At 67.9% G+C, this 25900-nt stretch carries 25 protein-coding genes and 1 pseudogene; 13 read left to right on the forward strand and 13 right to left on the reverse strand.

The annotated features are described in order from the left end of the window. Nucleotides 1–45 precede the first annotated feature (45 nt). Nucleotides 46–825 (reverse strand): 16S rRNA (uracil(1498)-N(3))-methyltransferase, encoded by a 780-nt coding sequence (locus J2Y49_RS10105; RefSeq protein WP_310114593.1) that lies wholly within the window; start codon nt 823–825, stop codon nt 46–48. A 169-nt stretch (nt 826–994) separates the two neighbouring features. Further along, a complete protein-coding gene (locus tag J2Y49_RS10110; protein WP_310114595.1) occupies nt 995–1384 on the reverse strand; it encodes a response regulator in 390 nt (129 codons plus the stop codon). 225 nt (nt 1385–1609) lie between these two features. On the opposite strand from J2Y49_RS10110, the gene ubiA reads away from it, so the two are divergent. Then, nucleotides 1610–2557, forward strand: coding sequence for a 4-hydroxybenzoate octaprenyltransferase (gene ubiA, locus J2Y49_RS10115; RefSeq protein ID WP_310114597.1), 948 nt, complete (start codon nt 1610–1612; stop codon nt 2555–2557). 286 nt (nt 2558–2843) lie between these two features. Here the strand turns inward: ubiA and J2Y49_RS10120 are convergent, their stop codons facing one another. Further along, nucleotides 2844–3689, reverse strand: a complete 846-nt coding sequence (locus tag J2Y49_RS10120; RefSeq protein ID WP_310114599.1) for a CHAP domain-containing protein — start codon at nt 3687–3689, stop codon at nt 2844–2846. A 142-nt stretch (nt 3690–3831) separates the two neighbouring features. Between J2Y49_RS10120 and J2Y49_RS10125 the strand changes: the two genes are divergently transcribed. Next, nucleotides 3832–4491: a 50S ribosomal protein L11 methyltransferase gene (locus tag J2Y49_RS10125; protein WP_310114601.1), complete on the forward strand. Its 660-nt coding sequence runs from the start codon at nt 3832–3834 to the stop codon at nt 4489–4491. A 47-nt stretch (nt 4492–4538) separates the two neighbouring features. Here the strand turns inward: J2Y49_RS10125 and J2Y49_RS10130 are convergent, their stop codons facing one another. Next, nucleotides 4539–5144 (reverse strand): uracil-DNA glycosylase, encoded by a 606-nt coding sequence (locus J2Y49_RS10130; RefSeq protein WP_310114603.1) that lies wholly within the window; start codon nt 5142–5144, stop codon nt 4539–4541. Nucleotides 5145–5298: 154 nt separating this feature from the next. Between J2Y49_RS10130 and J2Y49_RS10135 the strand changes: the two genes are divergently transcribed. Further along, a complete protein-coding gene (locus tag J2Y49_RS10135; protein WP_310114605.1) occupies nt 5299–5709 on the forward strand; it encodes a 4a-hydroxytetrahydrobiopterin dehydratase in 411 nt (136 codons plus the stop codon). Nucleotides 5710–5872: 163 nt separating this feature from the next. Here J2Y49_RS10135 and dgcA read toward each other — a convergent pair whose 3' ends face one another. From dgcA to minC, 8 genes and pseudogenes are all read right to left on the reverse strand, one after another. Beyond that, the gene (gene dgcA, locus J2Y49_RS10140) at nt 5873–6865 is read right to left on the reverse strand and encodes an N-acetyl-D-Glu racemase DgcA (RefSeq protein WP_310114608.1); all 993 of its coding nucleotides are present in this window, start codon (nt 6863–6865) and stop codon (nt 5873–5875) included. A gap of 82 nt (nt 6866–6947) precedes the next feature. Further along, the gene (locus tag J2Y49_RS10145) at nt 6948–7994 is read right to left on the reverse strand and encodes a methyl-accepting chemotaxis protein (protein ID WP_310114610.1); all 1047 of its coding nucleotides are present in this window, start codon (nt 7992–7994) and stop codon (nt 6948–6950) included. 378 nt (nt 7995–8372) lie between these two features. After that, nucleotides 8373–9701, reverse strand: a complete 1329-nt coding sequence (locus tag J2Y49_RS10150; RefSeq protein ID WP_310114612.1) for a methyl-accepting chemotaxis protein — start codon at nt 9699–9701, stop codon at nt 8373–8375. Further along, entirely contained in the window at nt 9676–10200 is a 525-nt protein-coding gene (locus J2Y49_RS10155) for a PAS domain-containing protein (RefSeq protein ID WP_310114614.1), read from the reverse strand. Before J2Y49_RS10155 ends, J2Y49_RS10150 begins: the two co-directional genes overlap by 26 nt. Nucleotides 10201–10452: 252 nt before the next feature. Further along, nucleotides 10453–11862, reverse strand: coding sequence for a CRTAC1 family protein (locus J2Y49_RS10160; protein WP_310114616.1), 1410 nt, complete (start codon nt 11860–11862; stop codon nt 10453–10455). A gap of 417 nt (nt 11863–12279) precedes the next feature. Next, nucleotides 12280–12528, reverse strand: a pseudogene (gene minE, locus J2Y49_RS10165) (cell division topological specificity factor MinE); the annotation flags it as partial. Further along, nucleotides 12525–13340 carry a septum site-determining protein MinD gene (minD, locus tag J2Y49_RS10170; protein WP_149223123.1) on the reverse strand — a complete coding sequence of 272 codons (816 nt, stop codon included), beginning with the start codon at nt 13338–13340 and terminating at the stop codon, nt 12525–12527. The pseudogene minE and the gene minD, both read right to left, overlap by 4 nt. A gap of 94 nt (nt 13341–13434) precedes the next feature. Then, nucleotides 13435–14202, reverse strand: a complete 768-nt coding sequence (gene minC / locus J2Y49_RS10175) for a septum site-determining protein MinC (protein ID WP_310114619.1) — start codon at nt 14200–14202, stop codon at nt 13435–13437. Nucleotides 14203–15010: 808 nt separating this feature from the next. Between minC and J2Y49_RS10180 the strand changes: the two genes are divergently transcribed. From J2Y49_RS10180 to J2Y49_RS10225, 10 genes are all read left to right on the forward strand, one after another. Continuing rightward, nucleotides 15011–15766 (forward strand): PhoH family protein, encoded by a 756-nt coding sequence (locus J2Y49_RS10180; protein WP_310114620.1) that lies wholly within the window; start codon nt 15011–15013, stop codon nt 15764–15766. Between the two features lie 216 nt (nt 15767–15982). After that, nucleotides 15983–18193 carry a bacteriohemerythrin gene (locus J2Y49_RS10185; RefSeq protein WP_310114622.1) on the forward strand — a complete coding sequence of 737 codons (2211 nt, stop codon included), beginning with the start codon at nt 15983–15985 and terminating at the stop codon, nt 18191–18193. 75 nt (nt 18194–18268) lie between these two features. Beyond that, nucleotides 18269–18883, forward strand: coding sequence for an SCO family protein (locus J2Y49_RS10190; protein WP_310114625.1), 615 nt, complete (start codon nt 18269–18271; stop codon nt 18881–18883). A gap of 251 nt (nt 18884–19134) precedes the next feature. Next, nucleotides 19135–19503 (forward strand): AtpZ/AtpI family protein, encoded by a 369-nt coding sequence (locus J2Y49_RS10195; RefSeq protein WP_149223118.1) that lies wholly within the window; start codon nt 19135–19137, stop codon nt 19501–19503. A gap of 12 nt (nt 19504–19515) precedes the next feature. Next, nucleotides 19516–20259 (forward strand): F0F1 ATP synthase subunit A, encoded by a 744-nt coding sequence (locus tag J2Y49_RS10200; RefSeq protein ID WP_310114627.1) that lies wholly within the window; start codon nt 19516–19518, stop codon nt 20257–20259. Nucleotides 20260–20338: 79 nt separating this feature from the next. Beyond that, the gene (locus J2Y49_RS10205; RefSeq protein ID WP_012973363.1) at nt 20339–20563 is read left to right on the forward strand and encodes an ATP synthase subunit C family protein; all 225 of its coding nucleotides are present in this window, start codon (nt 20339–20341) and stop codon (nt 20561–20563) included. A gap of 95 nt (nt 20564–20658) precedes the next feature. Further along, the gene (locus tag J2Y49_RS10210) at nt 20659–21309 is read left to right on the forward strand and encodes an ATPase (protein WP_149223116.1); all 651 of its coding nucleotides are present in this window, start codon (nt 20659–20661) and stop codon (nt 21307–21309) included. Further along, nucleotides 21306–21785, forward strand: coding sequence for a F0F1 ATP synthase subunit B (locus J2Y49_RS10215; RefSeq protein WP_149223115.1), 480 nt, complete (start codon nt 21306–21308; stop codon nt 21783–21785). Before J2Y49_RS10210 ends, J2Y49_RS10215 begins: the two co-directional genes overlap by 4 nt. 175 nt (nt 21786–21960) lie before the next feature. Then, on the forward strand, nt 21961–22761 hold the full coding sequence (locus tag J2Y49_RS10220; protein ID WP_310114638.1) for a class III extradiol ring-cleavage dioxygenase: 801 nt from the start codon (nt 21961–21963) through the stop codon (nt 22759–22761). A gap of 191 nt (nt 22762–22952) precedes the next feature. Then, on the forward strand, nt 22953–24956 hold the full coding sequence (locus tag J2Y49_RS10225) for a HAMP domain-containing sensor histidine kinase (protein WP_310114640.1): 2004 nt from the start codon (nt 22953–22955) through the stop codon (nt 24954–24956). Between the two features lie 15 nt (nt 24957–24971). Here J2Y49_RS10225 and J2Y49_RS10230 read toward each other — a convergent pair whose 3' ends face one another. Next, entirely contained in the window at nt 24972–25661 is a 690-nt protein-coding gene (locus J2Y49_RS10230) for a class II aldolase/adducin family protein (RefSeq protein ID WP_310114642.1), read from the reverse strand. Between the last annotated feature and the right edge of the window lie 239 nt (nt 25662–25900).

A 25900-nucleotide genomic window follows, 5' to 3' on the forward strand; every position in this document is an offset into this window, starting at 1 on the left:
GTCTCTCGCGGGAAGTGGACGGAGGAACGGCCGGATGGCGGCCGGTTAAGGGGTCGGCGCGCGGAAAGGCGGACGTCGGTCGCTTCCCCCGGCAGTCCAGTCCCCGGCCAAGGACTGCCAGCAAGCCAGCGCCGCCACCACCGCCGTATCGGCCCGCAGGATGCGCGGACCCAATCCCACCGGAACAACAAAGGGGAGTTTGACGAGTTCGTCAAGTTCCGACTGGTCGAAGCCGCCCTCCGGTCCGACCAGCAAGGCCGCGGGACCCGGCGGCGCGTCGCGCAGCACATCGGCGATGGGACGGGCGGACCCGGCCTCCGCGCACAGATAGAGCCGGCGGTCGGCCGGCCAATTGGCCAGCGCGCGGTCCAGCGGCAGAGCCTCGCCCATTTCCGGTACGCTCAGGCGTTCGCACTGCTCGGCCGCCTCCACCGCATTGGCGCGCAGCCGGTCGATGTTGACGCGGTTGGGATCGGTGCGGCGGGTGAAGACCGGCCACAGGCGGGAGATCCCCATCTCCGTCGCTTTTTCGGCGACGAAGTCGATGCGACCCTTCTTCAGCGGGGCGAACAGCAGCCACAGGTCCGGAGTCGTGTCCTGTTCCCGCCGCCGGGTCGCCACGGTCAGCGAGCACCAGCCCTTGCCGAAGCCGTCGATCACCGCCCGCCATTCGCCGTCGCGGCCGTTGAACACGGCGACCGGATCGCCGCGGTCGAGCCGCAGGACATGGCGCAGGAAATGGGCGCGCTCATGGTCCAGCCCGACCGACTGGCCTTCGGCCAGCGGGCTGTCCACATACAGGCGGGTCTTGATCGGGTCGGCCATGGCTGTCGTCTCCGCGGGGCGGTGCCGACTATAGCCGGCTGCGGGCGTGCAAGTCAGCACATCAGAGACAACGGAGACGCGCAGGAGCGGTGCGCGGAAAACGGATGGCGGGCCTGAGCGCGCGGGATAAGGCTGCAGCGATCAGGCCCAGGCAATCAGACAGGAGCGATCAGACGGGGGCGATCAGTGCCTCGATCTGACGGCGCAGGTCGTTGGGCTGGACGGGCTTGTGCAGGATGCGCACCTGTTCGGCCTTGGCGGCGGTCATCAGTTCGACGCCGGTGTCGCCAGTCAGGATGATGGCGGGAACGGCTGCGCCGCAGGCCTCGCGTACCGCACGCACGGCGGTGATGCCCGACCAGCCGTCGCGCAGCCGGTAATCGGACAGGATCACGTCCGGAACCGGATGGCCCGGCAGCTTCGCCAGGATGGTTTCCACATCCTCGGCGGCCAGCACCCGGTAGCCCCAGGTGTCCAGCATGATCTCCATCCCGGCCAATATGATCGACTCGTCGTCGATGACGATGGCGAAACGGTCCGGTGTTGCATTCATGTCCATTTAAGATAGCAGACCGCTGAGGTTACAACGAAGAAACAGTATTGGTGCGATTTTGGCGCGTGCAAGCCCCCGACCTGCTATTTTCCATAGCGTCCCCCGGGCCTTTCGCCGCACCCACCTCGCACCCGGCCACGGCAGCGTGCTTGCCGCCTGGACGGCAGCCCGATACCTTCGCGCTGATTGCCTGTTCAGACATCTCCATAGCACAGCGGGAATGCCGCCGTCATGCCCACCGCCTCCACCGGTCCCACTCTTCCCGACTCCGGCTTCACCGACATCCGTCAGGACGGGTGGCTCGCCCGCCGGGTGCCGGCAGCCTTGCGCCCTTATGTCACGCTGGCGCGGCTGGACCGGCCGATCGGGACATGGCTGCTGCTGTTCCCCTGCTGGTGGAGCGTGGCGCTGGCGATGCCGCAGCCCTTCCGCGACTGGCCGTCGCTGCTTTGGCTGATGGCGCTGTTCGGGGTCGGCGCCGTTCTGATGCGCGGCGCCGGCTGCACCGTCAACGACATCCTGGACCGCAAGTTCGACGCGATGGTGGAACGCACCCGCTCACGCCCGATTCCGTCGGGTCAGGTGTCGGTGCGTCAGGCGTTGGCGTTCCTGGTGTTGCAGCTGCTGGTGTCGCTGCTGGTCCTGCTCCAGCTGGGGATGACGGCCATCGGGCTGGGCGTGCTGTCGCTGGCGCTGGTCTTCACCTATCCGCTGATGAAGCGCATCACCTGGTGGCCACAGGCCTTCCTGGGGCTGACCTTCAACTGGGGCGCCCTGATGGGCTGGGCCGCGGTGCAGAATGATGTCGGCTGGCCGGCGGTGGCGCTCTATGTGACGGGCATCGCCTGGACGCTGGGGTACGACACCATCTACGCCCACCAGGACAAGGAGGACGACGCCCGGATCGGCGTGAAGTCCACCGCGCTGCGCCTGGGCGACCAGAGCAAGATCTGGATCTACGGCTTCTACACCCTGACCTATGTCGGCATCGGCATCGCCGGCCGCCTCGCCGGCCTGGGCGGCCTGTTCCTGCCGGTGCTGTCGCTGGCCGCCCTGCAACTGGCCTGGCAGGTGGCGACATGGCGGCCGGACGATCAGGGCGACTGCCTGGACAAGTTCAAGTCCAACCGCTGGTTCGGCTGGCTGGTCCTGGCGGCGATTTTGGCGGGGAAGATTTAGGGAGGCGTTGGTGGGGAGGTGTCGGCTGACGATGCCCCCACCTAACCTCCCCCGCTCTCAGCGGACCTACGGTCCGCCTGCCGCGTCAGCACAAAGCATAGCTTTGTGCGAGAGCTGGGCGGGGGAGGAACTGCCGCCACTCTTCCGCCTAAGCACTTACCCCCTCCCCCGCCCAGCGGGGGAGGGTTGGGGTGGGGGCATCGTCTACCGACGCTCATACACCCCCACAAACAAAAAGGGCGGAGCAAAGCCCCGCCCTTCCTCAATGCCTGAAAAACTGCCCCACTCAGCGCTCGCCGGTATCGACCAGTTGGGCGACGGAGTTGGTGGAGCCCGGCTTGCGTCCGGGGGCGACGGCGCGGCGGCTGCCGGGAGCCGTGACCTCGGCGACGGTGACCGGAGCCGAAGCGGCATGCGCGGCGCCCGGCTTGCGGACCGGCAGCACCGCGACGTCGGTGCGCTGCGGCTTGGCATGGGAGGCGACGGCGGTGGCCGGCAGGCTCTGCGGCTTGCGGCCGGGCACCGAGACGCTGTGGCCCTTCTGCGGGTGCAGCGACGCTTCCATCATGCGCGGGCCGTTGGCCTTGGCGCGGCCGCGCGGGCTGCTGCTGAAGCCCTGGTCCATGCCGCGGTCGCCGGCATCCAGCATCCGGCCGCCGCGCGGAGAAGCCTCCTCCCCCTCCGGCATGATGAAGCCGTAGGCGGCGTAGACGCGCAGGCCCATCTGGTCGGTCGGCTCGTGCCAGACGCGGACGGAGGACCAGTCGTTGTTGCGGGAAACATCGACCACCCGCATGCCGCGGCGCAGCCCGTCGCCATCGATCCAGCTGTGGTCGACCTCGATGGTGCGGCGGTCGATCACCGCGCTGACCAGCGAGACGTGGCCACGGCGCATATGGCCGGTGCGTTTGAAGACGAGGACGGAGCCGACGGCGGGGCGCTGGTCACGGTCATACTGGCCGGCCGCGTGGCCCCACCAGGTCCAGGCGTCGCCGCGGATCGTGAAATCGGAGATGGAGCGGACGGTGCGGACGCAATCGCCGTCTTGTGCGGCAGCCGTCGACACGGTAAGGGGGCTGAGCGCGATCAAAGCCGCAAGCGAAAGGCCGATGGCGGTTCCCCTCTGCCGCATGATTCCCCCAATCCCTCTGTTTTCCCCTGGTGGAAACGGGTAACACGGGTTCGCAGCTGTGTCTACACCGTTTGAAATGTGTAACATTCAAAAGCCATCGGCCAGCATACCCCCAACAGCGGAGCCCCTTGGGAAACCTCGTATGAACAACGTATCTCCGCAAGATTTCGTCCGCGACAACACGACGCTGACGACCACGCCGCTGTTGCCGGAAATCCAGCTTCATCTTGCTACCGAGGTCACGCCCCTCTGGCAGGCGACCGAGGAGACCTTGGCCGCCACGAATTTGCCACCGCCATACTGGGCTTTCGCTTGGCCGGGTGGACAAGCTGTGGCGCGGCTGTTGCTCGACCGGCCGGAGCTGGTGGCCGGCAGGTCGGTGCTAGATTTTGCCGCAGGCACCGGGCTGGTCGGCATCGCCGCGATGAAGGCCGGGGCGGCGCGGGTCCAGTGCTGCGACATCGACCGCTTCTCGCTCGCCGCCATCGCGCTGAATGCCGAGGCCAACGGGGTGGAGGTCAAGGCGGTCAGCGCCGATCTGGTCGGCCGGCCCCTGCCGGGCATCGACGTCGTGCTGGCCGGCGACGTCTGTTACGAGAAGCCGATGGCCGAACGGGTGACGGCGTGGCTGCGCGAGATCGCGGCGACCGGAACGCTGGTCCTGCTGGGCGATCCCGGCCGCGCTTACTTCCCCGCCGGCGGCGTCGAGAAGGTGGCGAGCTACACCGTCCCGACATCGCTGGAACTGGAGGACCGCGAGGCGCGCGAAACGGCGATCTGGCGCCTGTTGGCTCAGATTTAGCGACCGGATTCACACGTCAGATCGATTCGGATCTTACGTGATCCGATCTAACGGCTGAGGCGCGACACGGCCAGCCGCAGGTCGGCCAGGAAGGTCGGCTGCTCCACCAGCTGACCGCGCAGCAGGTAGCTGGGGTGGAAGGTCGGCACCACCTCCACCCCCTCCAACAGCCGGCAGGGTAGCAGCTTGCCGCGCAGTTGCAGGATGCCATTTTCCCCCGTCAGCGCCCAGGTCGGCGTGCGGCCGAGCGCCACGATCACCGACGGGCGATACTCGGCCAGCGTGGCGCGCAGATGCTCGATCTCGCCGGCGAATTCGGCGAGCAGCCGGTCCGACGTGCCGAAGGCGCCCCAGCTTTCGTCGATCTCCCGCCCCTCCTTGCGGGCGCGGGCGCGAGAGGCGAAGAAATGCCCCACCTTGTTGCCGGGCGGCTGGTAGCGGAAGACGTTGGCGACCAGGCATTCCGCCCGCTCGATCCCCACGGCGGCCAGCGATTCGTCCAGCAGCTTGCCGCTGCGCCCGACGAAGGGTGTGCCCTGCCGGGCTTCCTCCGCCCCCGGCGCCTCGCCGACGATGGCGAGCCGCGGCCCGTCGACCGGCTTGGTCGGATACTGGTAATCGGCGAAGGGCATGTCGGTGCGCAGGTCGGTCATCGGATCGCTTCCAGAAATCTTGCCAATTGGGCGCAGTTGGGGCGCCGGGCTTGCCGAAGCGCAGGCCCGATCCCAAGCTTGTAGACGGTAAGGTTCCAGCCCAGACCGCCCAACCTACAAACAAGCTCAACCCACAAACAAGGGAGAGACCGGGATGACACCGCAAGCACCGGCGACACAGGAACTGGCGGGCAAGACCTGCGAGCCCTGCCGCGGCGGAATACCGCCGATGGACCGCGCGATGGCTGCCTCCTATCTGGTGCAGGTGCCGGGCTGGGTCCTGAAGGAAGACCCGGACCGCATCGAGCGCGACTTCGCGTTCCCCGACTTCGCCCAGGCCCAGGCCTTCGCCAATCAGGTGGGTAGCCTGTGCGAGGCCGAAGGCCACCATGCCGAAATCCGCTTCGGCTGGGGCCACTGCCGGGTCGCCTTCTGGACCCACAAGATCAAGGGCTTGCACGAGAACGACTTCATCATGGCCGCCAAGGTCAACGGCATTGCCGACGCGCCCTATGTGCCGGCATCGGTGGGGACTCCGCCGCCGCCCTACGTGCAGGGGGCGTGAGAGAGTAAGTCTTCTCGTTACCCCGAAGTTAGACCCCCACCTGACCTCCCCCGCTGGGCGGGGGAGGAATTCCTGATGCCTTCGGACAAGCACTTGTCCCCTCCCCCGCCCAGCGGGGGAGGGTCAGGGTGGGGGCATCGTCAGCCGGGACCTCCCCAACGCCCTACCCCCACAACTCCGCCACCGGCGGCTGCACCACCGCGCCGTCATAGACCAGCCCCGGCTCGCGGTCGCGGGCCAGCAGCAGCGGGCCGTCCAGATCGACGTAGCGCGCGCCCTGCCCCACCAGCATCGCCGGGGCCATGGCCAGCGAGGTCGCCACCATGCAGCCGACCATCACCTCGAACCCCATGGCATGGGCGGCGCGGGTCATCGCCAGCGCCTCGGTCAGGCCGCCAGTCTTGTCCAGCTTGACGTTCACCACCCGGTAGAGCCCGTGCAGACGGTCCAGCGACTCCAGACCGTGGCAGGATTCATCGGCACCCAGCGGCACCGGGCAGGCGACTCCGCGCAGCGCATCGTCCTGGCCGGCGGGCAGCGGCTGCTCGATCATCTCGACGCCCAGCCCGGCCAGCACCGGAGCGAAGCGGTGCAACTGGTCCAGCGTCCAGCCTTCGTTGGCGTCCACCACCAGCCGGACGGCGGGAGCGGCGGCGCGGACGGCGCGGACCCGGTCGAGGTCGCCCTCCCCCGTCAGCTTCATCTTCAGCAGCGGATGGCGCGGCGCCCGTTCCCGCGCCGCGGCGGCCATCGCCTCGGGTTCGTCGACGCTCAGCGTGTAGCAGGTCACCAGCGGCCCCGGCGGCTCGGCCAGCCCGGCGAGCTTCCAGGCGGGCACGCCGCTGCGCTTGGACTCCAGGTCCCACAGGGCGCAATCCAGCGCGTTGCGGGCCGCCCCCGGCGGCATCAGCCGGGACAGCGAATCGCGATCGAGCCCACCGGCGACCACGCCCGCCATCGCCTCCAGCGCGGCGGCTACTCCGTCCACGCTCTCGCCGTAGCGGGCGTAGGGCACGCATTCGCCACGGCCGCGGTGCGGGCCGTCGGTCACCTCCGCCACCACCACCGCGGCTTCGGTCTTGGCCCCGCGCGAGATGCGGAAGGATCCGCGGATCGGGAAGCTCTCCCGGCGGACGGTCAGCTGTTGGGCGGACATGATCGCGAACCCCGAAACGGAACAGGGCCGGGAGTGTATCCCGGCCCTGTCCGTGAATGCGACAGTGAAGGCTACCCCCGCTTCAACGCTCCTGGATGATCACGCCGTACCAGCCCAGCCCCTTGTAGGTCTCGTAGCCGGGGGTCAGGGCATAGCCGACGATGCGGTTCCTGTCGTCGATGTAGTGGCCCATGGTGGTGGCACTGCGGCGCAACGGCACTGTCTCGGTCAGCAGGCCGCGGCCATCGGACGAGGCGATCACCCGATGACGGGCGTCGAGCAGCAGGCAGCGCGACTTCTCCCGCTCCCCGGCCTCCAGCCGCACGCCCTCGACCACGGCTGCGGCCTGCGGCTCCCAGTCGAAGAAGATGCCGAGCACGCCGATGGCGTCGCCGTCCGACTCGCCGTCGCGCCGGATGGCGGTGGCATAGGTGGCGACGACACGGTCGTCCAGGCTGCGGTTGCGGGCGACGTCGCCGACGGTGAACTCGCTGCCGTTGCGGGTGGCCAGCGCTTGGCGGAACCAGGGCTCGTCCGACACGTTGGCGCCGCGCGCGCCCGGATAGCGGTCGGGCCGGCCATTGGCGATGACGGTGCCGTTGCGGTCGGCGATCCAGAGGTCGAGGTAGACGGTATAGGATTCCAGGATCACGCCCAGCCGGCGCGAGGCATGGCGGCGCGCCTCCTCGCTCGGGTCGGCGGCGCAATCGACCACCGCGCTGTCGGTCGCCCACCAGCGCACGTCGCAGGAGCGTTCGTACAGGTTGCGGTCGATGATCTCGATCATGTTCAGCGACAGGTCGGCCAGCCGCTTGCCGTGCATCTCCTGCACCATGGCGCTGCCGGTCGTGGTCAGGTGATCGACGCGGGCGACGATCTCCGACCGCAGTTCCTTGGTGATGCTGTTGACCTGCGTCGAGATCTCCGACACCTCGTTGGCGACGACGGCGAAGCCGCGCCCGGCGTCGCCGGCCCGCGCCGCCTCGATCAGGGCGTTCATCGCCAGCATCTTGGTGCGCCGGGTGATGTCCTCGATCAAGGACACCTTCTTCGAGGCAACATCCAGCACGCCCCGCGACAGCTCGAACAGATCGGTGCCCGCCATGCTCATCGTCTTGTCCCCCGTCATGACCGTCCCTGTTTCCCCTTCATCAAAAGCCGTGCCAACGGTCACCGGAACTCCGCGGGCCACCCACCTTTCCCGATTTCCGCGGCACTTGGCCGCGGACGACACGCAAGGTCCGCATATTTCGGGAGTGTCGTTCGGTTAAGATGCTGAAACAAAAGGCAGGCTGGCGTGAGGTTGCTCAACGGGTCGTGGCGCCGGCAGTCATACGCTAGCCATATTGCCGACTGGTAACACGATTTCTCGCTAAATTCGTAATAAAAAGTCCGGTCCGCCCGGAAAGACGCCAGATCAATTCCGCATCGCGGGATCCCATGCACATGCTGTGCACATTCGCCGGGCAGTTGATGCGATCCACGTCACCACGCCGGGAAAACGCCGTCAGGCGACGCGGTGCATCTCGTCGAGGAAACGCTGGACCTCGCGGGTCAGCCGGTCGGCTTCGGCCGCCATGCGTTCGGACGCGGCGAACACCTCGTGCGCGGTGCCGCTGGTGCGCCCGGCGGCATCGGTGACCTCGCGGATATCGTCGGACACGGCGCGGGTGCCGGCGGCGGCCTGCTCCATGTTGACGACGATCTCGCGGACCGCGGAGCCCTGCTGCTCGATCCCGGCGCTGATGCCGGCGGCGATCCGGTTGATCGAGGTGATGGTACGGCCGATGCCGACGATTGCGTCCACCGCCTCGTCGGTGGAGGACTGGATGCCGGCGATCTGGGCCGCGATGTCGCCGGTGGCCTTGGCGGTCTGGTCGGCCAGCCGCTTCACCTCCTGCGCCACGACGGCGAAGCCTTTGCCGGCCTCCCCCGCCCGAGCCGCCTCGATGGTGGCGTTCAGCGCCAGCAGGTTGGTCTGGCTGGCGATGTCGTTGATCAGGGTGATGACGTCGCCGACCGTGCGCGCCGCCCCCGACAGCGTGGCGACCAGCGCGTTCGACCGCTCCGCCTCGCCGGCCGCGGTTTCGGCGACGCGGGCGACATCGCCGATCTGACGGGCGATCTCGGCGATGGAGGCGGACAGCTCTTCCGTCGCGGCGGCGACGCTTCCGACATTGCTGCCGGTCTGCGCGGCGGAGGCCGCGACCGACGAGGCCTTGCCGGTCGCCTGGGTCGCGTCCGTCTCCATGGTGCGGGCGGAGACCTCCAGCTGATGGGCGGTGTCGGCCACCTCGCTGCACACGCTCTGGATCTGGCCCTCGAAGCGCTGGGTGACGCCGGCGAAGCCCGCGACCTTCTGCGAAATGCTCTCGGTCGCCGCATTGATGGTGCGGCTGGCGTGCAGGAAACCGCCCTGCATGCCGCGCAGCACGATCCGGCGGAAATACTTGTGCTCCGACACCGCATGCATGGAGGCCGTCGCCTCGCGCACGAAGGCGTCGGTGCGGTCGATGGCGTCATTGGTGGCGTGCATCAGCTCGCCCAGCGCCCCGCCTTCGCGGATGCCGATCACCCGCGCCTCGAAATCGCCGGCGGCGACGGCACGGTTGACCGCGGTCAGCTGCCGCACCACCGCGCTCGTGCGGCGCAGGTACAGACCCGCCCCGCCCAGCGCGGCGAGCCCGGCCAGCGCCAGACCGGCGCGCAAAGCGACGCCGCCGGCATCCAGCATCTCGACGACCAGCAGGACCGCCAGCGCGACGAGGCCAAACGCAACCAGCCAACCGGCCCGGGTCAGGGACGACGCGTTAGAGGGAGAAGACGAATTCGTCATACCCGATTCCCTTTTCGGCCAGCAGGGCGAGGACGGCGGCGAATCCGGCCTCCATCCCCTGCTTGCGGTCGGCGTGGCTGTCCTCGATGTCGAGGAGCTGGCGGTAGAGCGGGATGACCTTGTCCAACGCCGACCGCTCCGGCACCCGGCGGGAGGAGTGGTAGCCGATCACCCGCCCGTCCGCGTCGAAACTTGGCGTGACATGGGCGAAGACCCAATAATGGTCACCGTTGCGGGCGCGGTTGACGACATAGGCGAAGATCTCCCGCCCGGCCGCCAGCGTGTCCCACAACAGCTTGAAGACGCAGCGCGGCATGTCGGGGTGGCGCACGATGGAATGGGGCGCACCCATCAGCTCCGATTCGCTATAGCCGGCGACCTGCTGGAACACCCGGTTCGCGTAGGTGATCCGCCCTTTCAGGTCCGTCTTGGAAACGATGACTTCATTCGGGTCGAAGAAGCGTTCCACCCCCGTCAGGGGAACGTCGCGTCGTGCCATGTGCCTTCCGGTCTCCCGCATCCCTGACCCGCAGGGATCACGCCGGCCCGGCATGATGGCCCCGGCATGCTCCCGTCGCGACGAAGACCGGCGGCAGGGACGGATTATGTCCGGATCGGCATGCCGCGCGATGCCCCGCACCGCGGGCGCCGCAACGATTTGCACTGTAATGTGACGGAAGCTTGCAGGAAAGACCCTACCTATTGCGATGCTGAAATATTTGGGTGCGGACGGTAGGGCGGATCAGCTGCCTTACTCCGGCGGATAGGGAACGGTCAGCAGCCGGTCGGCCGGCGGGTTGTCCACCGTCACCACGGTGCCGTCGGGCCAGCGCACCTCCACCTGCTCCACCGCATGGAGCGGTCCCAGCCCGAAATGGGCGACCGGTTCGCCCTGGCAGAGATAGCCGGAGCCGGCGCACACCGCCCGGCGCTGGCGGCGTCCGCCGGCGGTCAGGCTGACCACCGCACCGCGGGCCGGCGCGCCGAAGGGGGTCAGCGGCTGCACGCGCAGCCAGCCATTGTTGGTCGCCTCCGGACGGAAGACCGCCAGCGGCTGCGCGTTGCTCTCCGCACCGTGGCCGCCGCCCCCATGGGAGCTGCCGTGGGAACTGCCATGCGCCAGGATCAGTTCCAACCGCCCGTCGCCGTCGATGTCGGCCGCGACGGCACCGGTGCCGAGGCCCTTCGGCTCGGCGGCATCGCCAAGCTCCAGCTCCTGCCACTGGTCGTTGCGCCAGCCGAACAAGCGGTTCGGCTCGCCATGGGCATGGAAGAACAGCTCTTCATAGCCGTCATTGTCGAAATCGGCGGCGACGACGGTGAAGATGCGGCCGGGCATCGAAAAGTCGGCGCCGGCCGATTCGACGAAGCCGCCGCCCATGCGCTGCTGGAAATAGCGCTGCGCCCCGTCCCAGGTGCCGACCACCAGATCGAACAGCCCGTCGCCGTCGGCGTCCAGCGCCACCACCGCACGGCCGGACGGACGCGAATCGGCGATGCCGCGCTCTTCCGCGATCTCCTCGAAATTGCCGTCGCCGAGGTTGCGGAACAGCTCGTTGGGTCCGCCGTCGTTGACCGTCACCACATCCATGTGGTCCGAGACGATCGACAGGGCGGTGACGCCGCGTGCCGCGCCGATCGAGTCCAGCCCGGCCTCCTCCGCCCCATCCTCCAGCCGGCCACGGCGGGTCAGCTCGTACAGGCGCAAGGGCCCACCGTCCGTCGCCACCAGGAAGCCGTAGCGGCCGTGACCCCAGCGGTCCATCGCCGCGACCGCGCCGGCCGCGGTGTGGTTGGCGGCGCCGGCATTCTCCGCCTGGGCGAACAGGTCGAGCCAATGCTTGCCGAAGCAGGCGAAGAGCCGGTCGGCCATATCCTTGGAACCGGTGGCGCGGTCGCAGTTGACCACATACAGCTCCTCCCGCCCGTCGCCGTCGATGTCGGCGGCGGCCAAGCCCAGGGCGGGACCGGCGGGATCGGCGAGCAGCGGGCCGGCGATGTCGACCAGCCGGCCGTCCACCCATTTCAGGACGAGGTTGGCGGTGCGGTAGCCGGCCACGACCAGCTCGAAGGCCCCGTCGCCGTCGATGTCCGTGACCGCAATTCCGTTCGATGGCCGCGGCGGGTTTTCGGCGATCAGCGACGAGCAATCGAGGAACATCGGCACCCTCTTGTCCCGTGGTCGGTCCGCCGCAGCCAGCCCTGGACGGCACCCCTGCCGGCCTGCCGAACGGCTCTGGGACCGGTCATGGGGCAGGCCTTTGGAGCCATTGGCCTTTCGTGCGGCGTATCCCTGTTGATACCCCGTCCCCGCCCGCCCGTAAACCCGGACGGATGATCAGGGGCGGCCTATGTCCGATGCAGATGTGCGATGCGGAAGCTTCAAACGCAAAAATCCCCCCGGCGCGGCTGCACCGGAGGGATCCCGGACGTTCAGGCGAAGGCCGCAACGGGTGCCGCCTCCGGCTCAGATCCGCTTCTTGGCGCCCGAGTTGCCGGCCGCCCGCTTGGCCGCGGCATCGTCGTTGCCGGCCGGCTTCTCGGCCGCCTTGGCCGCGGCGGCTGCCTTGGCCTGCTCGCGGGCCGGCAACTCGATGTTGACCTCAAGCGTCGAACAATCGCCGCCGCGGTCGAGCTTAACCTCGACCTTGTTCTCGTCGATGTTGACGTATTTGGCGATGACCGCCAACAGTTCCTGCTGGAGCATCGGCAGATAGTCGGGGCCGCTGCGCCCGGCGCGCTCGTGCGCCATGACGATCTGCAGACGCTCCTTGGCCTGGACGGCCGACGCACGCGGTGCCGCGCGGAAGAAGTTGAAGATGCTCATGCGCTCCTCCGCAGGAGCCGGCTGAACAGGCCCTTCTTCTGGGGGGTGACGAAGCGATGCTCGATGTCCTCGCCCAGGAAGCGGCCGACCGCGTCCGAATAGGCCAAGCCGGCGTTGGAGACCTCGTCGAGGATCACCGGCATGCCGACGTTGGAGGCGCGCAGCACCGCCTGGCTTTCCGGAATGACGCCGAGCAGCGGAATCGCCAGGATCTCCAGCACGTCGTCGACCTTCAGCATCTCGCCCTTCTCGACGCGCTCCGGGTCGTAGCGGGTCAGCAGCAGTTGCTGCGTCACCGGCTCCAGCCCCTGCTCCGCCCGGCGGGAACGCGAGTTCAGCACGCCCAGGATGCGATCGCTGTCGCGCACCGACGAGACTTCGGGGTTGGTGACGATGATCGCGTGATCGGCGAAATAGAGCGACATCAGGGCGCCGCGCTCGATACCCGCCGGGCTGTCGCACAGGATGTAGTCGAATTCCTTCGACAGCTCGTTCAGGACCTTCTCCACCCCCTCGCGGGTCAGCGCGTCCTTGTCGCGCGTCTGCGAGGTCGGGAGGATATAGAGGTTCTCGATCCGCTTGTCCTTGATCAGCGCCTGGTTGAGCTTCGCTTCACCGTTGATGACGTTGATGAAGTCGAAGACCACCCGGCGTTCGCAACCCATCACCAGATCCAGGTTGCGCAGGCCGACGTCGAAGTCGATGACGACCGTCTTGAAGCCGCGAAGCGCCAGCCCGGTCGCAAAGGCCGCGGACGAGGTCGTCTTGCCGACACCGCCCTTGCCGGAGGTCATGACGATGATCTTGCTCAACGGAGCCTCTCCCATAATCCCAAAGTTGCCGTCACCGATACCATAGACGATCCGAAGATTTCACCCTTCGGAAAAGTTCCTGTCCTGCCGCGTCTCAGCCTGTCTTCAGAAGGTCCATGCTGAGGACGCCGTCGCGCAGGAAAACCTGCACGGCTTTCTTGTAAAAGTCACTGCCGATGTCTTCGCTGATGCGATAATTGCCTGCGACCGATAGCACCTCCGCCTCCAGGCTGTGGCAGAAGATGCGGGCGTTGGTATCACCGGAAAAACCGGCCAGCGCCCGGCCGCGCAACGCGCCATAGACATGGATGTTGCCGTCGGCCAGCAGTTCCGCCCCCGGGGAAACGGAACTGGTGACGATCAGGTCGGTCTTTTCGGCATAGACCCGCATGCCGGAGCGCACCGGCTCGGTCACCACCACGGTCGGGCGGTGGACGACCTCGATCAGCACCTGCGGCGCGGCGACCGGCGCCTGCTGATCCGGCTGGCGGGGATCAGGGGCCTTCACCACTTCTTCCAGCTTGGCGGCGCGGCCCGACGGCATCGGCGTCAGACCGACATTCATCGCCGCCTCGCGCACCGCCTGCGGCCCGCCCTGGAAACCGACCGGCAGCAGGTTCAGCGCCTGCACCTGCGCCACGAAGGCGCCCAGGTCGAAGACGATGGCCTCCGGCAACTCATCGAAATCCAGCACGACCGGGGCGTTGTGGAAGAAGTTGGGCGCCTGGCGCACCTTGACGTTCAGCTGGGTGAAGAAATTCGGCGATGTCGGAGCAAAGACCTTCAGCACCATCATGGTGAAGGAATTGCCACGCAACTGGAACGGCACATCCCGTTCGGCGACCTGACTGGCGCTGCTCACCGTAGCCTTCCCGTTCGTTCCTGCCGTCCCGTGCCGTGCGTCCGGTCCGCCATGCGTCTGGTTCCGCCCTGCGTCCGGTCCGGAGCCGACCGCCATCGCGCGCGGCACCGGCATCGAGCCAGCCAATCCGCGCCTTCTAGCCGTCCGCAGCGGTCGGATTCAAGAGTTTCCCCGCCCCCACGGGTGACAATCGAATGCCGCGCCCGAACGCCGGGCCATCGCCCGGTGACGGACAAAACCCCACCCCGCCCGGTCATCGCAGATCGCGACGACCTGAGCGACGACCTTGGGCCGCGGCCATCCACCTGAGCGGACAGGCCAGGGTTGCAGCATATCGTTCGATTTCCCCCGTGGCCGCACAGTGTAATGAAAGCGTCCGGCAGCGGCAAAGCCTTTCGGCCGCATCGGCCGGAAGGCCATCGGGCAGCCGATACGGCTCGGCGGAAAGGGTTACCAACCCCGCACCTGCCGGCTTTCCTGCGGCACCCACACCACATCTAGTATGAATATTTAGCGTCGGCCGCAATTTTGCCTGACGCGTCGCGTTGAGACCGGTACAGTCAGGATGCGTGGCTTCCAACGACGACGAGGTTCTCTTGCACCTTGTTTCGCTTATAGAGCACCTCCCCCGTCGGCCCGCACCGGCATGTCCGGATCCGGCACGACGCCCGGCCGCAACGCCCGGCGAAGCACTCATCAGCGAGCATCCATGCGCCCGATCGAGCCTCCCCCTGCGGGAGGTTTTTTTGTGCCCGGATGCCGTCGCGCCTGACTCCGGCGCCACCCCCACCATTCGAGGAGATGCGACATGGCCAAGCGTTCCAGCAAAGGCATCGCCGCGGCGGGCGACTCCACCGTCCACCCGCTTTTCCCCGGCATGAGCAGCCCCGCCGCCACCGGCTGGGATCCGCTAGGTGGGAGCGACGACCGCCGCGACCAGAGCTATCTCCGCAAGGTCAAGCCGCAGAATCCCAACCAGAAGCTTCTGATGGACGCCATCAGGACGCACAATCTGGTGGTGGCGCTGGGGCCGGCCGGCACCGGCAAGACCTACATCGCCATCTCCTCCGCAGTGGAGGCGCTGGAATCGGGCAGCGTCGATCGCATCGTCCTGTCCCGCCCGGCGATCGAGGCCGGCGAGAGCATCGGCTACCTGCCCGGCGACATGCACGAGAAGATGGCACCCTTCCTTCGCCCGCTTTACGACGCGCTGACCGACCGGTTGGGCTCCAAGCGGCTGCGGATGATGATGGCCGACGGCACAATCGAGATCGCGCCGGTGGGCTTCATGCGCGGCCGCACCCTGAACAACGCCTTCGTGGTGATCGACGAGGCGCAGAACTGCACCTACGCCCAGATCAAGATGCTGCTGACCCGGCTGGGCTGGCATTCCACCATGGTGCTGACCGGCGACCCCGACCAGACCGACCTGCTGGACAACCTGTCCGGACTGGCCGACATCGCCCGCCGGTTGGAAGCGGTAGAGGGCATCGCCGTCGCCCGCCTGACCGAGAAGGACATCGTCCGCCATCCGCTGGTCGCCAGCATGCTGACGGTGCTCTGACCGCTGCCATTCGCCGCAATGTTGCACGGGAGGCGTCGATACGGCGCCTCCCGGTCCGTCGCACCGCCGGGTTCACCCCTCACACTCCATTATGGTTGCATTTATGACATTCAGTTGAACGAAACGTCGGATATACGAGCAAATAGGCTTGACGGCCGAGTCAACCCAGGCAAATGTCCACAAAATTTTAAGGACATCGCCGAGGGGGCCGCAGCCGTGACCGTTGCCGTGTTCGAACGCATCAGCATCCGGGGCAAGATCGCAGTGATCCTGGCGGCGGCGGGTGTCGGGCTCGTCCTGATCGCCGCGGTCAGCCTGATGGGGCTGCGTGCCGAGATGATGGCCGACCGTCGCGACAAGACCCGCAACGTGGTGGAGATCGCCCACAGCCTGATCACTCATTTCGAGGCGCGCGAACGTGCCGGCACCCTCTCCCGGGCCGAGGCGCAGGCCGGCGCGAAGGCCGCGCTGAAGGCATTGCGTCACGATGGCGACGAGTATTTCTTCGTCACCGACCTCGGCCCGCGCATGGTCATGCACCCGATCAAGCCGGAGCTGGACGGCACCGACGTGTCGCGCAACGCCGATCCCAACGGCAAGCTGCTGTTCCAGGACTTCGTGCGCGTGGTGAAGGCCGACGGCGCCGGATTCGTCGATTACCTCTGGCCGCGGCCCGGATCGGCGGAGCCGGTGGCGAAGCTGTCCTACGTCAAGGGATTCGCCCCGTGGGGCTGGCTGGTCGGATCGGGCATCTACATCGACGACGTCGACGACGCCTTCCGCCGCGCCGCGTGGCGGCTGGCCGGCACCGGGCTGCTGATCGCGCTGGCCGCCGGGCTTCTGGCGCTGCTGGTCAGCCGGGCCATCGTCCGGCCGCTCGGCGGGCTGGGCCGGGTCATGCAGGATCTGGCCGGCGGCAACAGCGCGGTCGCCGTGCCCGGTCTCGGCCGCGGCGACGAGATCGGCGCCATGGCCCGCACCGTGGAGGTCTTCCGCGTCCAGCAGATCGATCTTGCCGGCCATTGGGAGCGGCAGAAGATCGAGCATCGCGTGGGCGAGCAGCGCGCCCAGGCGCTGAAACGGCTGACCGACCGCTTCGACGCCACCATCGCGGAAACCATCCGCACCGTCGGCGCCGCCGTCGGCACGTTGGAGACCACCGCCCGCGCCATGTCCGCCACCGCCGACCGCAACCGGCGCGAGGCGACCTCCGTCGCCGGCGCCTCGCAGCAGGCGTCGAGCAGCGTGCAGACCGTCGCTTCGGCGGCGGAGCAGTTGACCGGCTCCATCGCGGCGATCGGGCAGCAGGTGGTGACCTCGTCGGCCATCTCCACCCAGGCGGTGGAAGCCTCGCACAAGGCGGGGGAGCGGATCGACGGGCTGGGCCAAGCCGCCCAAAAGATCGGCGAAGTGGCCGACCTGATCGCCGGAATCGCCGGCCAGACCAACCTGCTGGCGCTGAACGCCACCATCGAGGCGGCACGGGCCGGCGAGATGGGCAAGGGGTTCGCCGTGGTGGCGGGCGAGGTGAAGACGCTCGCCAACCAGACCGCCAAGGCCACGGAGGAGATCGCCCGCCACATCGCCGAGGTGCAGGAAGCCACACGGACCGCCGTCGCCGCCATCCGCGAGATCGGCACCATCGTCGCCCGCAGCGACGAGATCGGCACCTCCATCGCCGCCGCCGTCCAGCAACAGGGCGCGGCAACCAGCGAGATCGCCCGCAGCGCCGGAGAGGCGGCGGAGGGCACCCGGCAGGTCTCCACCAGCATCGACGCCGTGTCCGACGCGGCGCAGGAGACCGAACGGTCGGCCGGCGCGCTGCTGGACGCCGCCGGCGGGCTGTCGCGGCAGGCGGAGGGGCTGCGCGGGATGGTCGACGCCTTCCTGGTCAATGTCGAGGCGATCAATGCGGCACCGCTCGCCGCGCTCCACGACGCCGCGCCGGACGGGTCGGAGACCTTCATGCCCTGGACCGACAGCCTGGCGGTCGGGGAGGAGGGAATCGACACCGACCATATGATCTTGATCGCGCTGATGAACGAGGCTGCCTCGTTGGCGCGGCGGGCGAAGGGCTCCTCCGGCGGAAACACCGGCGACCGCCGGGCGCTCGGTGAGGCGATCGGCCGGCTGATGGCCTACACGGTCCTGCATTTCGAGCAGGAGGAGCGGCTGATGGACCAATGCGGCTATCCCGACGCCAAGGCCCACAAGGCCCAGCACGAGGCATTGCGCACCCGGGCTGGCGACCTGCGCCGCCGGCTGGATGCCGGCGACTCCGTGGCCGACGAACTGCTGGCCCTGACCCGCGAATGGCTGTTCGAACATATTCAGCGCGCCGACAAGCGGATCGGCGAGCATCTGGCCGCCATTCGCCGAACGGCCGGCGGTGCAACCGAGCCGTCTACGGCCAAACGGGCGGCGTGACGGGCATATGGCCTGCGGACTGACGTCACCCTGCCTCTTGACCTGGACGGCCCGCGGCCCCATTCCTGACGCACCATGAAGGCACGACTCATCCGCATCGCCGCCGCCTCCGTCCTCGCCATCGCCGTGTCCGCCGGCATCGCCTGGTGGCAGGTGCGCAACGCCGCAACCACCGTGGACGCCGGCGCGAAGACCGCCGTACCCATCGGCGGGCCCTTCGCGCTGACCGACAACCGCGGTCGCACCGTCACCGACGCCGATTTCCGCGGCAAATACATGCTGATCTATTTCGGCTATACCTATTGCCCGGACGTCTGCCCGACCGAACTGGGGGTGATGACCCAGGCACTGGACCAGCTGGGTCCGAAAGCGGAGCAGGTGCAGCCCGTCTTCATCACGGTCGATCCGGACCGCGACACTGTGGCGCACATGAACGATTATGTGGCGCTGTTCCACCCCCGCCTGGTCGGGCTGACCGGCACGGCGGAGCAGGTGCGCGAGGCCGCCCGCGCCTACCGCGTCTATTATGCCAAAGCGCCGCAGAAGGATGGAAAGCCCGAGGATTACCTGATGGACCATTCCAGCTTCATCTATTTGATGGGGCCGGACGGAAAGTTCGTCGGCGTGTATCCCGGCGGCACCGGGACCGACAAGATCGTGCAGGATCTGTCCGGACGGATCGCCGGCTGAGCTGCGCAGAGGGGGTGAAAAGCTCCCAAAAACCCCGGAAAAGCGGTCATACCACCGGGTTTTTTCGCATGCTGGAGCGGGACAACGCGCCGCACCGCGGCAAAATCCGCGACATTTCCTGTCTTTCTCAATCTTTTCAAGGGTTTACACCGCAGGTTTTGCGACTTGACAGGGTAACGCCCCACCCGTATGGTCTCGCCGCTTTCGCATGGCTGCGAGCCAACGAGTGCCAAGGGTGATTGAGAGGCGGAATGGACAACAAAACGCCCCCCGATCCTTTGGATGACCTCGAAGCCCGGTTGCGGAAGGCGCGTGAGGGACAGCGCGGCTGGTCTGGTGGACCTGGTAGCAAATACCATCGTCCGCCGCAGGGCGCCCTCGCCACCGCCTGGCGCATCGGGACGGAGCTTGTTGCGGCCATGATCGTCGGCGTCGGCGGCGGGCTTCTGCTCGATCGCTGGCTCGGCACCGCGCCTTGGGGACTGATCGTCATGTTCTTCCTTGGGGCCGCGGCGGGAGTCCTGAACGTCTACCGGGCCGTCACCGGCTTCGGCATCGCCGCCGGCTACCGCCGGCCCACTGGGGACGACAACGAGCGCCAAGACGGCGACGCACACTGAGCGAGGACGACCTTGGATCCGCTGCACCAGTTCCAAATCAACCCGTTGTTCCAGATCGTGCTCGGCGGCTACGACGTGTCCTTCACGAACTCGGCCTTCTTCATGGTCGTGGCCGTGGCGGCGATCTACGCCCTGCTGGTCATGGGTATGGCGAACAAGTCGATGGTTCCCGGCCGTCTGCAAGCGCTGGCCGAGATGTTCTACGAGTTCGTCGCGAACCTGGTGCGCGACAACGCCGGCCACGACGCCAAGCCCTACTTCCCGTTCGTGTTCTCGATCTTCATGTTCGTGCTGATCGGCAACATGATCGGCATGATCCCCTACACCTTCACCTTCACCAGCCACATCATCGTGACCTTCGCGCTGGCGGCGACGGTGTTCGTGTTCGTGACGGTTCTGGCCCTGCTGAAGCATGGCCTGCACTTCTTCTCCTTCTTCATGCCGCATGGCGCTCCGATCGCGCTCGCCCCGATCCTCATCCCGATCGAGGTGATCTCCTACGTGATGCGCCCCGTCAGCCTCTCGATCCGACTGTTCGCCAACATGATGGCCGGTCACACGATGCTGAAGGTCTTTGCCGGCTTCACGGTCATGATGATCAGCGGTCTCGGCGCGCTGGGCTTCGTCACCGGCCTCGTCCCGCTGGCGATCAACGTCGCCCTGACCGGCTTCGAGTTCCTGGTGGCTTTCCTGCAAGCCTACGTCTTCTCGATCCTGACCTGCCTGTACATCCGCGACGCCCTGGAGCTGCACTAAGCGGCTCCGGCGGAAGGCCGGACCTCCTGTCCACCTCAAGTTCCAACAAGTTCACCCTTACCTAGAGGAAGAGAGTACAATGGATCCTCAAGCCGCCAAGTTCATCGGTGCCGGTCTGGCTGTCATCGCCCTCGCCGGTGTCGGCCTGGGTATCGGCAACATCTTCTCGACCCTGATCGGCTCGATCGCCCGTAACCCGGCCGTCCAGCCGAAGGTCTTCCCGATCGGCATTCTGGGCTTCGCGCTGACGGAAGCCGTCGCGCTGTTCGCTCTGCTGATCGCCTTCCTGATCCTGTTCGCCTAAGGCCAGAGCGGCTTTTCAAAGAAAACAGCTCTGACGCGGCGCCGGGCTTCTTCATCGAAGTTTCGGCGCCGCTCCTTTGCCTAGGGGGACCGATCATGCCGAACCTGTTGGCCAAAGGCCGGCTGGCCCGCTGGTCGGGAGTGGCGGGCGCCTCGCTCGTCACCCTCACCACGATGGCCGGCACCGTCCTGGCGGCCGCGGCGGAGCACGCTCCGGACGCGGCGCACGGCGGCGAGCACGCTTCCGGCGGCCTGCCGCAGCTCAATCCCGCCAATTTCCCGACCCAGATCTTCTGGCTGGCTCTGACCTTCGGCGTTCTCTACTACCTCATGTCCAAAAAGGCGCTTCCGCGCGTGGCCGAGGTTCTGGAAGCGCGGCAGGAGCGCATTTCGCGTGATCTCGCCAAGGCCGCCCAGCTGAAGGAAGAGGCCGAGGCCATCCTGGCCCAGGTCGAGAAGTCCCTCGCCGGCGCCCGCAGCGAGGCCCAGGGCGTCATCGCCCAGGCCAGCGCCGATATCGAGGCGAACAACCAGGCCCGTCAGGCCCAGCTGAACGCCGACATCACCGAGCGTCTGCGCAGCGCCGAGGCGTCCATCGCCGCGGCGAAGGATCAGGCCCTGGCCAACATCCGCGCCGAATCGACCGGGATCGTCCGCGACATCGCCGGCCGTCTGGCCGGTGTCGAGGTCGATCAGGCCCAGGCGGATGCCGCCGTCGCGGCCGTGCTTGAGGAGCGCCGGGGATGAACGCACCTGAATTTTGGGTCTTCGTCGCCTTCGTCATCTTCGTGGCCCTGGTCTGGAAGAAGGCGTCGGCCGCCATCGGCACCATGCTGGACGGCCGCGCCGAGCGCATCCGTTCCGAACTGGACGAGGCCGAGCGTCTGCACAAGGACGCCCAGGCCCTGCTGAACGGCTACCAGCGCCGTCTGGCCGACGCCCAGAAGGATGCTGAGGCTTTCCTGGCCCATGCCCGCGAGGAAGCCGCCCGTCTGCGGGCCCAGGCCGGAACCGACCTGGAAGCGTCGCTGAAGCGCCGCGAGGCCCAGGCCATGGACCGCATCGCCCAGGCGGAAGCCGCGGCGCTGGCCGAGGTCCGCAACCTGACCGTCGACGTCGCCATCGGCGCCAGCAAGCGCGTCCTGTCCGGCGGCCTGCCGCCGATGCAGGCTGACAAGCTGATCGAGCAGTCGATCGGCGAGCTGCCGAAGCACCTGCACTGATCGGTCCCCACCGATTGGCGTAACCGGGTTCCGCAGCGGCACGGGTCCCCTGATCATTGTTGCGGCGTGAACAACGGACTTTCGAAAAACCCCGGCCTAGGCGCCGGGGTTTTTCTTTGCTCGAATGGGACTTTCGCCGCCCTCCCCCACCGCCCGGCCGGAGTTCCGTTCGCCCATGCCCTCCCTCGCCCAGCCGTTCGCCGCCCCATTCCCGTCGGTCTTCGTCTCCCACGGCGCCCCCACGCTGATCCTGGAGACCAGCGCCGGCCGCGACTTCCTGGCCGGGCTCGGCCGCAGGCTCGGCCGGCCGAGCGCCATACTGGCTGTATCGGCGCATTGGACGACCCGCACACCGGCGATCAGCGGCGCCACCGCGCCCGAAACCATTCACGACTTCTACGGCTTTCCCGACGCGCTCTACCGCATGCGCTATCCCGCCCCCGGCGCACCGGCGCTGGCTGACCGGGTCGCGGAGTTGACCGGCGCGGTGATCGACCCGGCGCAGGGCCTGGATCATGGCGCCTGGGTGCCGCTGATGCTGATGTATCCGGATGCCGACATCCCGGTGGCGCAGCTGTCGGTGATGCCCCACCGCAGCGCCGCCGACCACATCGCGCTGGGGCGGCGGTTGGCGTCGCTGCGGCGGGACGGCGTGCTGATCCTCGCCAGCGGTGGCGCGGTCCATAATCTGCGGGAATTCCGTTTCGGCGGGACCGGCGCAGCGGCCTGGGCGACCGGCTTCGCCGGCTGGCTGGACCGGACGCTGGAGGCCGGCGACACCCAATCCCTCGGCGACTGGCTGACCGCCAGCCCGGATGCTCGCCGCGCCCATCCCAGCGACGAGCATTTCCTGCCGCTGCCGGTGGCGTTCGGCGCCGCGGGTGCGCAGCCGAGGACCGAGCGGCTGCATGCGGGGTTCGAGCATGGCAGCCTGGGCATGCATGCCTACGCCTTCACCTCCGGGGACGAATCCTGACCTTTGGCGGTACTCCGTCGCACACTTGTCTGTTTGCCTGCGGGGATCACCAAGCTACAATCCGCGCCGCGCGGGAGCCGGCCAACGGTTGTGGCCGCCCATGCAATTCGTCAGGCACAGCGCAAGCGGGAGTCGGTGTGAAGCGGAACGGCATTCTGTCCCGGAGCGGCCGCCGGACCCGATTCCGCGACATGACCGTGTCGGCCCGGGTCAGCACGGGCTTCGGTATCGCGCTCGGGCTTGTGGCCCTGCTGGCGCTGGTCGGACTCGGCTGGTTCCATGCAGTGTCGCGCGACATCGGCGCCTTCTCCGGCCGCGCCGACCTGTCGCAGGCGGCCGCGGACGCGGACGTCAGCCTGCGCGACCTGGAGGTCGCCGTGCGCGACCACCTGACCTACGGCGATGACCAAAGCCTCCTCGACGCCTCCTGGCGGCACGACACGCTGCGCGAGCGGCTCGACACCCTGTCGAAAGGCGCGGTGGAGATCGCGGATCGGCAGGGCGTCGACAAGGCCAAGTCGGCGCTCGATGATTACTGGGCCGCGGTGCAGAAGGTCATCGCCCTGCGCAGCGACCGCAACGGGCAGATCACCGGCGTGCTGGAACCGATGGTTGCCCAGACCCGCCAGAAGCTGGACCATCTCAAGAGCGCCGGCGGCGTCGATTCGACCGCTCTGGCCAGCGACGCAGCGATCGCCGTGCTGCTGATGCAGGATCATCTGACCCGCTTCATCGACCGCCGCGACCCCCAGGATGCCGAGGCGATGCGCGCCCAGCTGGCCGTCGCCCGCGACCGGCTCGCGGAAATGAACCGCTACCTGTGGGTCCCCGGCACCAAGCAGGCGATCGACGAGGTGTCGGCCCTGCTGTCCAAGGCCGGCGGCGTGCTGACCGCCATCGAATCGGCCGTGGCCGAGGAGGACACCCTGCGCGCCGAGGCGATGGCCGCCAACGCGGCCGGCATCGCAGCGAACCTGGGCGAGATCCGCCGCCGGGCGGAGGCCGGGACCCAGGCCTTGCGCGGCACTCTGGCGAACGGGCTGTCGGGCTACACCACGGTCGCCCTGTGGATCGGCGGTGCGGTCCTGCTGGCCGGGCTGCTGGCGCTCTGGCTGGTCCAGCGCAGCGTGGCGGCGCCGATGAAGACCATGGCAACCGCCGTATCGGCGCTGGCAGCCGGCCGCACCGACCTGACGCTGCCGGCGCTGACCGGGCAGGACGAGATAGCCGCCATGGCGCGTGCGGTGGAAACCCTGCGCAATACCGCCGAGGAAACCGAGCGCGAACGCCGCGAGGCAGAGGTGGAACACACCCGCCTGCTTCGGGAAAAGGCGCTGGCCGAGGCCGCAAGCCGGACCAAGAGCGACTTCCTGGTCAATATGGGCCATGAACTGCACGGACCGCTGACCGAGATCGTCAATGCCAGCCAGTCGCTGATGACCGACTTGCACCGGCTGGGCGTCGACGAACTGGCGACCGACGTCGAGCATATCCAGTGGACCGGGGAGCAGTTGACCACTCTGGTCGATGCGCTTCTGGACTATGCGAAGATCGAGGCCGGGGCGATGGACGTCTGCCTGCAGGATTTCGACATCAACCGGTTGCTGACCGAGGCGCGCGAGCGGTCAATGCCCGCCGCCGATCTCTACGGCAACGCGCTGGAGCTGTCTGCCCCCGCCGGGTTGGGGCAGATGCATTCCGACTTCACCAAGGTGCGGCAGACCCTGCTGAACCTTCTCGACAACGCCTGCAAATTCACGCAGGAGGGCACGGTCACCCTGTCGGCGGAGCGGGTGGAGCGGAACGGCGCCCGCTGGTACCGCTTCACCGTTGCCGACAGCGGCCGTGGTTTCCCCAGCGCGCAGACCGGACGGCTGTTCCAGCCCTTCGTCCAGGGCGCCGGCAACGGCACCGTGGCGACGCGGGGGCAGGGCAAGCCGCGCGGCGCCGGGCTGGGTCTGACTCTGGTCGGCCATTATACCGCGATGCTGGGCGGCGACATCGAGGTGGCGAGCGAACCCGGCCAGGGCACGCGCATCACCATCGCCCTTCCCGCCGTCTATGAAGCACCGGCGGAAGAACGTGCGCTGCAGGTGGAGGCCGTCGGAAATGCCAAGCCGCTGCTGCGGGTCGCTTCGCTGAAGCCGGCCGGCCATCTCGCCGGCAGCACCTCAATGACGCAGATCGGACCGTAACCGGACGCGTGACGATCAGAGGCGGGGGCGCGCGGTGTCTTCCGGCGCGTCGTTGTCGTCGACCGGCTGGCCGTATTTCATCCGCCGCATCTTCTCCGCCACCCGCGCGATCTCGTCGGGCGGCAGGATCACCGGTTCGCCGAACTGCTGGGCGTAGAGATACTGGCGGGCCAGCGTCTCGACCTCCACGGCCAGGGACAGGGCGCTTGCCACGCTCGTCCCCAGCACGATCATGCCATGGTTCGCCAACAGGCAGGCCAACCGACCGTCCAGAGCCGTCAGGGCGTGGTCCGACAAGTCTTGCGTGCCGAAGGTGGCGTAAGGGGCGCAACGGATCGAATCGCCGCCGGCCAAGGCCACCATGTAATGGAAGGACGGGATGCCGCGGCCATGCACCGCCAGCGCGGTGGCGAAGGTCGGATGGGCATGGAGGACGACCGTCACATCCGGCCGCGCCCGCAGGATGTCGCGATGAATCCGCCATTCCGACGAGGGCCGGCGGTGGCCCAGATAGGTGCCGTCGAAGCCCATCTCGACGATGTCGTCGGGGGTCATCGCGTCATAGGACATGCTGGTCGGCGTGACCAGGAATCCGCCCTCGACCCGGTGCGACAGGTTTCCCGACATGCCCTGGTTGATGCCCAGCCGGTTCATGGCAAGGCAACCGTCGATCACGGCCTGGCGTTCGGCGAGGTGGTGGGTCATGGCGGGCGCATCCGGGGCGATGGGAGCGCAAAGGGGCCATGGAGTTTGGTGGGGGTCAAGGGGGCTTAGAGCTTTGTCGGCGTTAGCCCCCCACCTAACCTTCCCCGCTCTCAGCGGATCTACGGTCCGCCTGCCGCGTCAGCACAAAGCAAAGCTTTGTGCGAGAGCTGGGCGGGGGAGGGACTGCCGCCACTTCGCAGAGCGACGCTCTCCCGCATCAACAGCGGCCCCCTCCCCCG

This window comes from Azospirillum sp. BE72, from assembly GCF_031455875.1.
Lineage (GTDB): Bacteria > Pseudomonadota > Alphaproteobacteria > Azospirillales > Azospirillaceae > Azospirillum.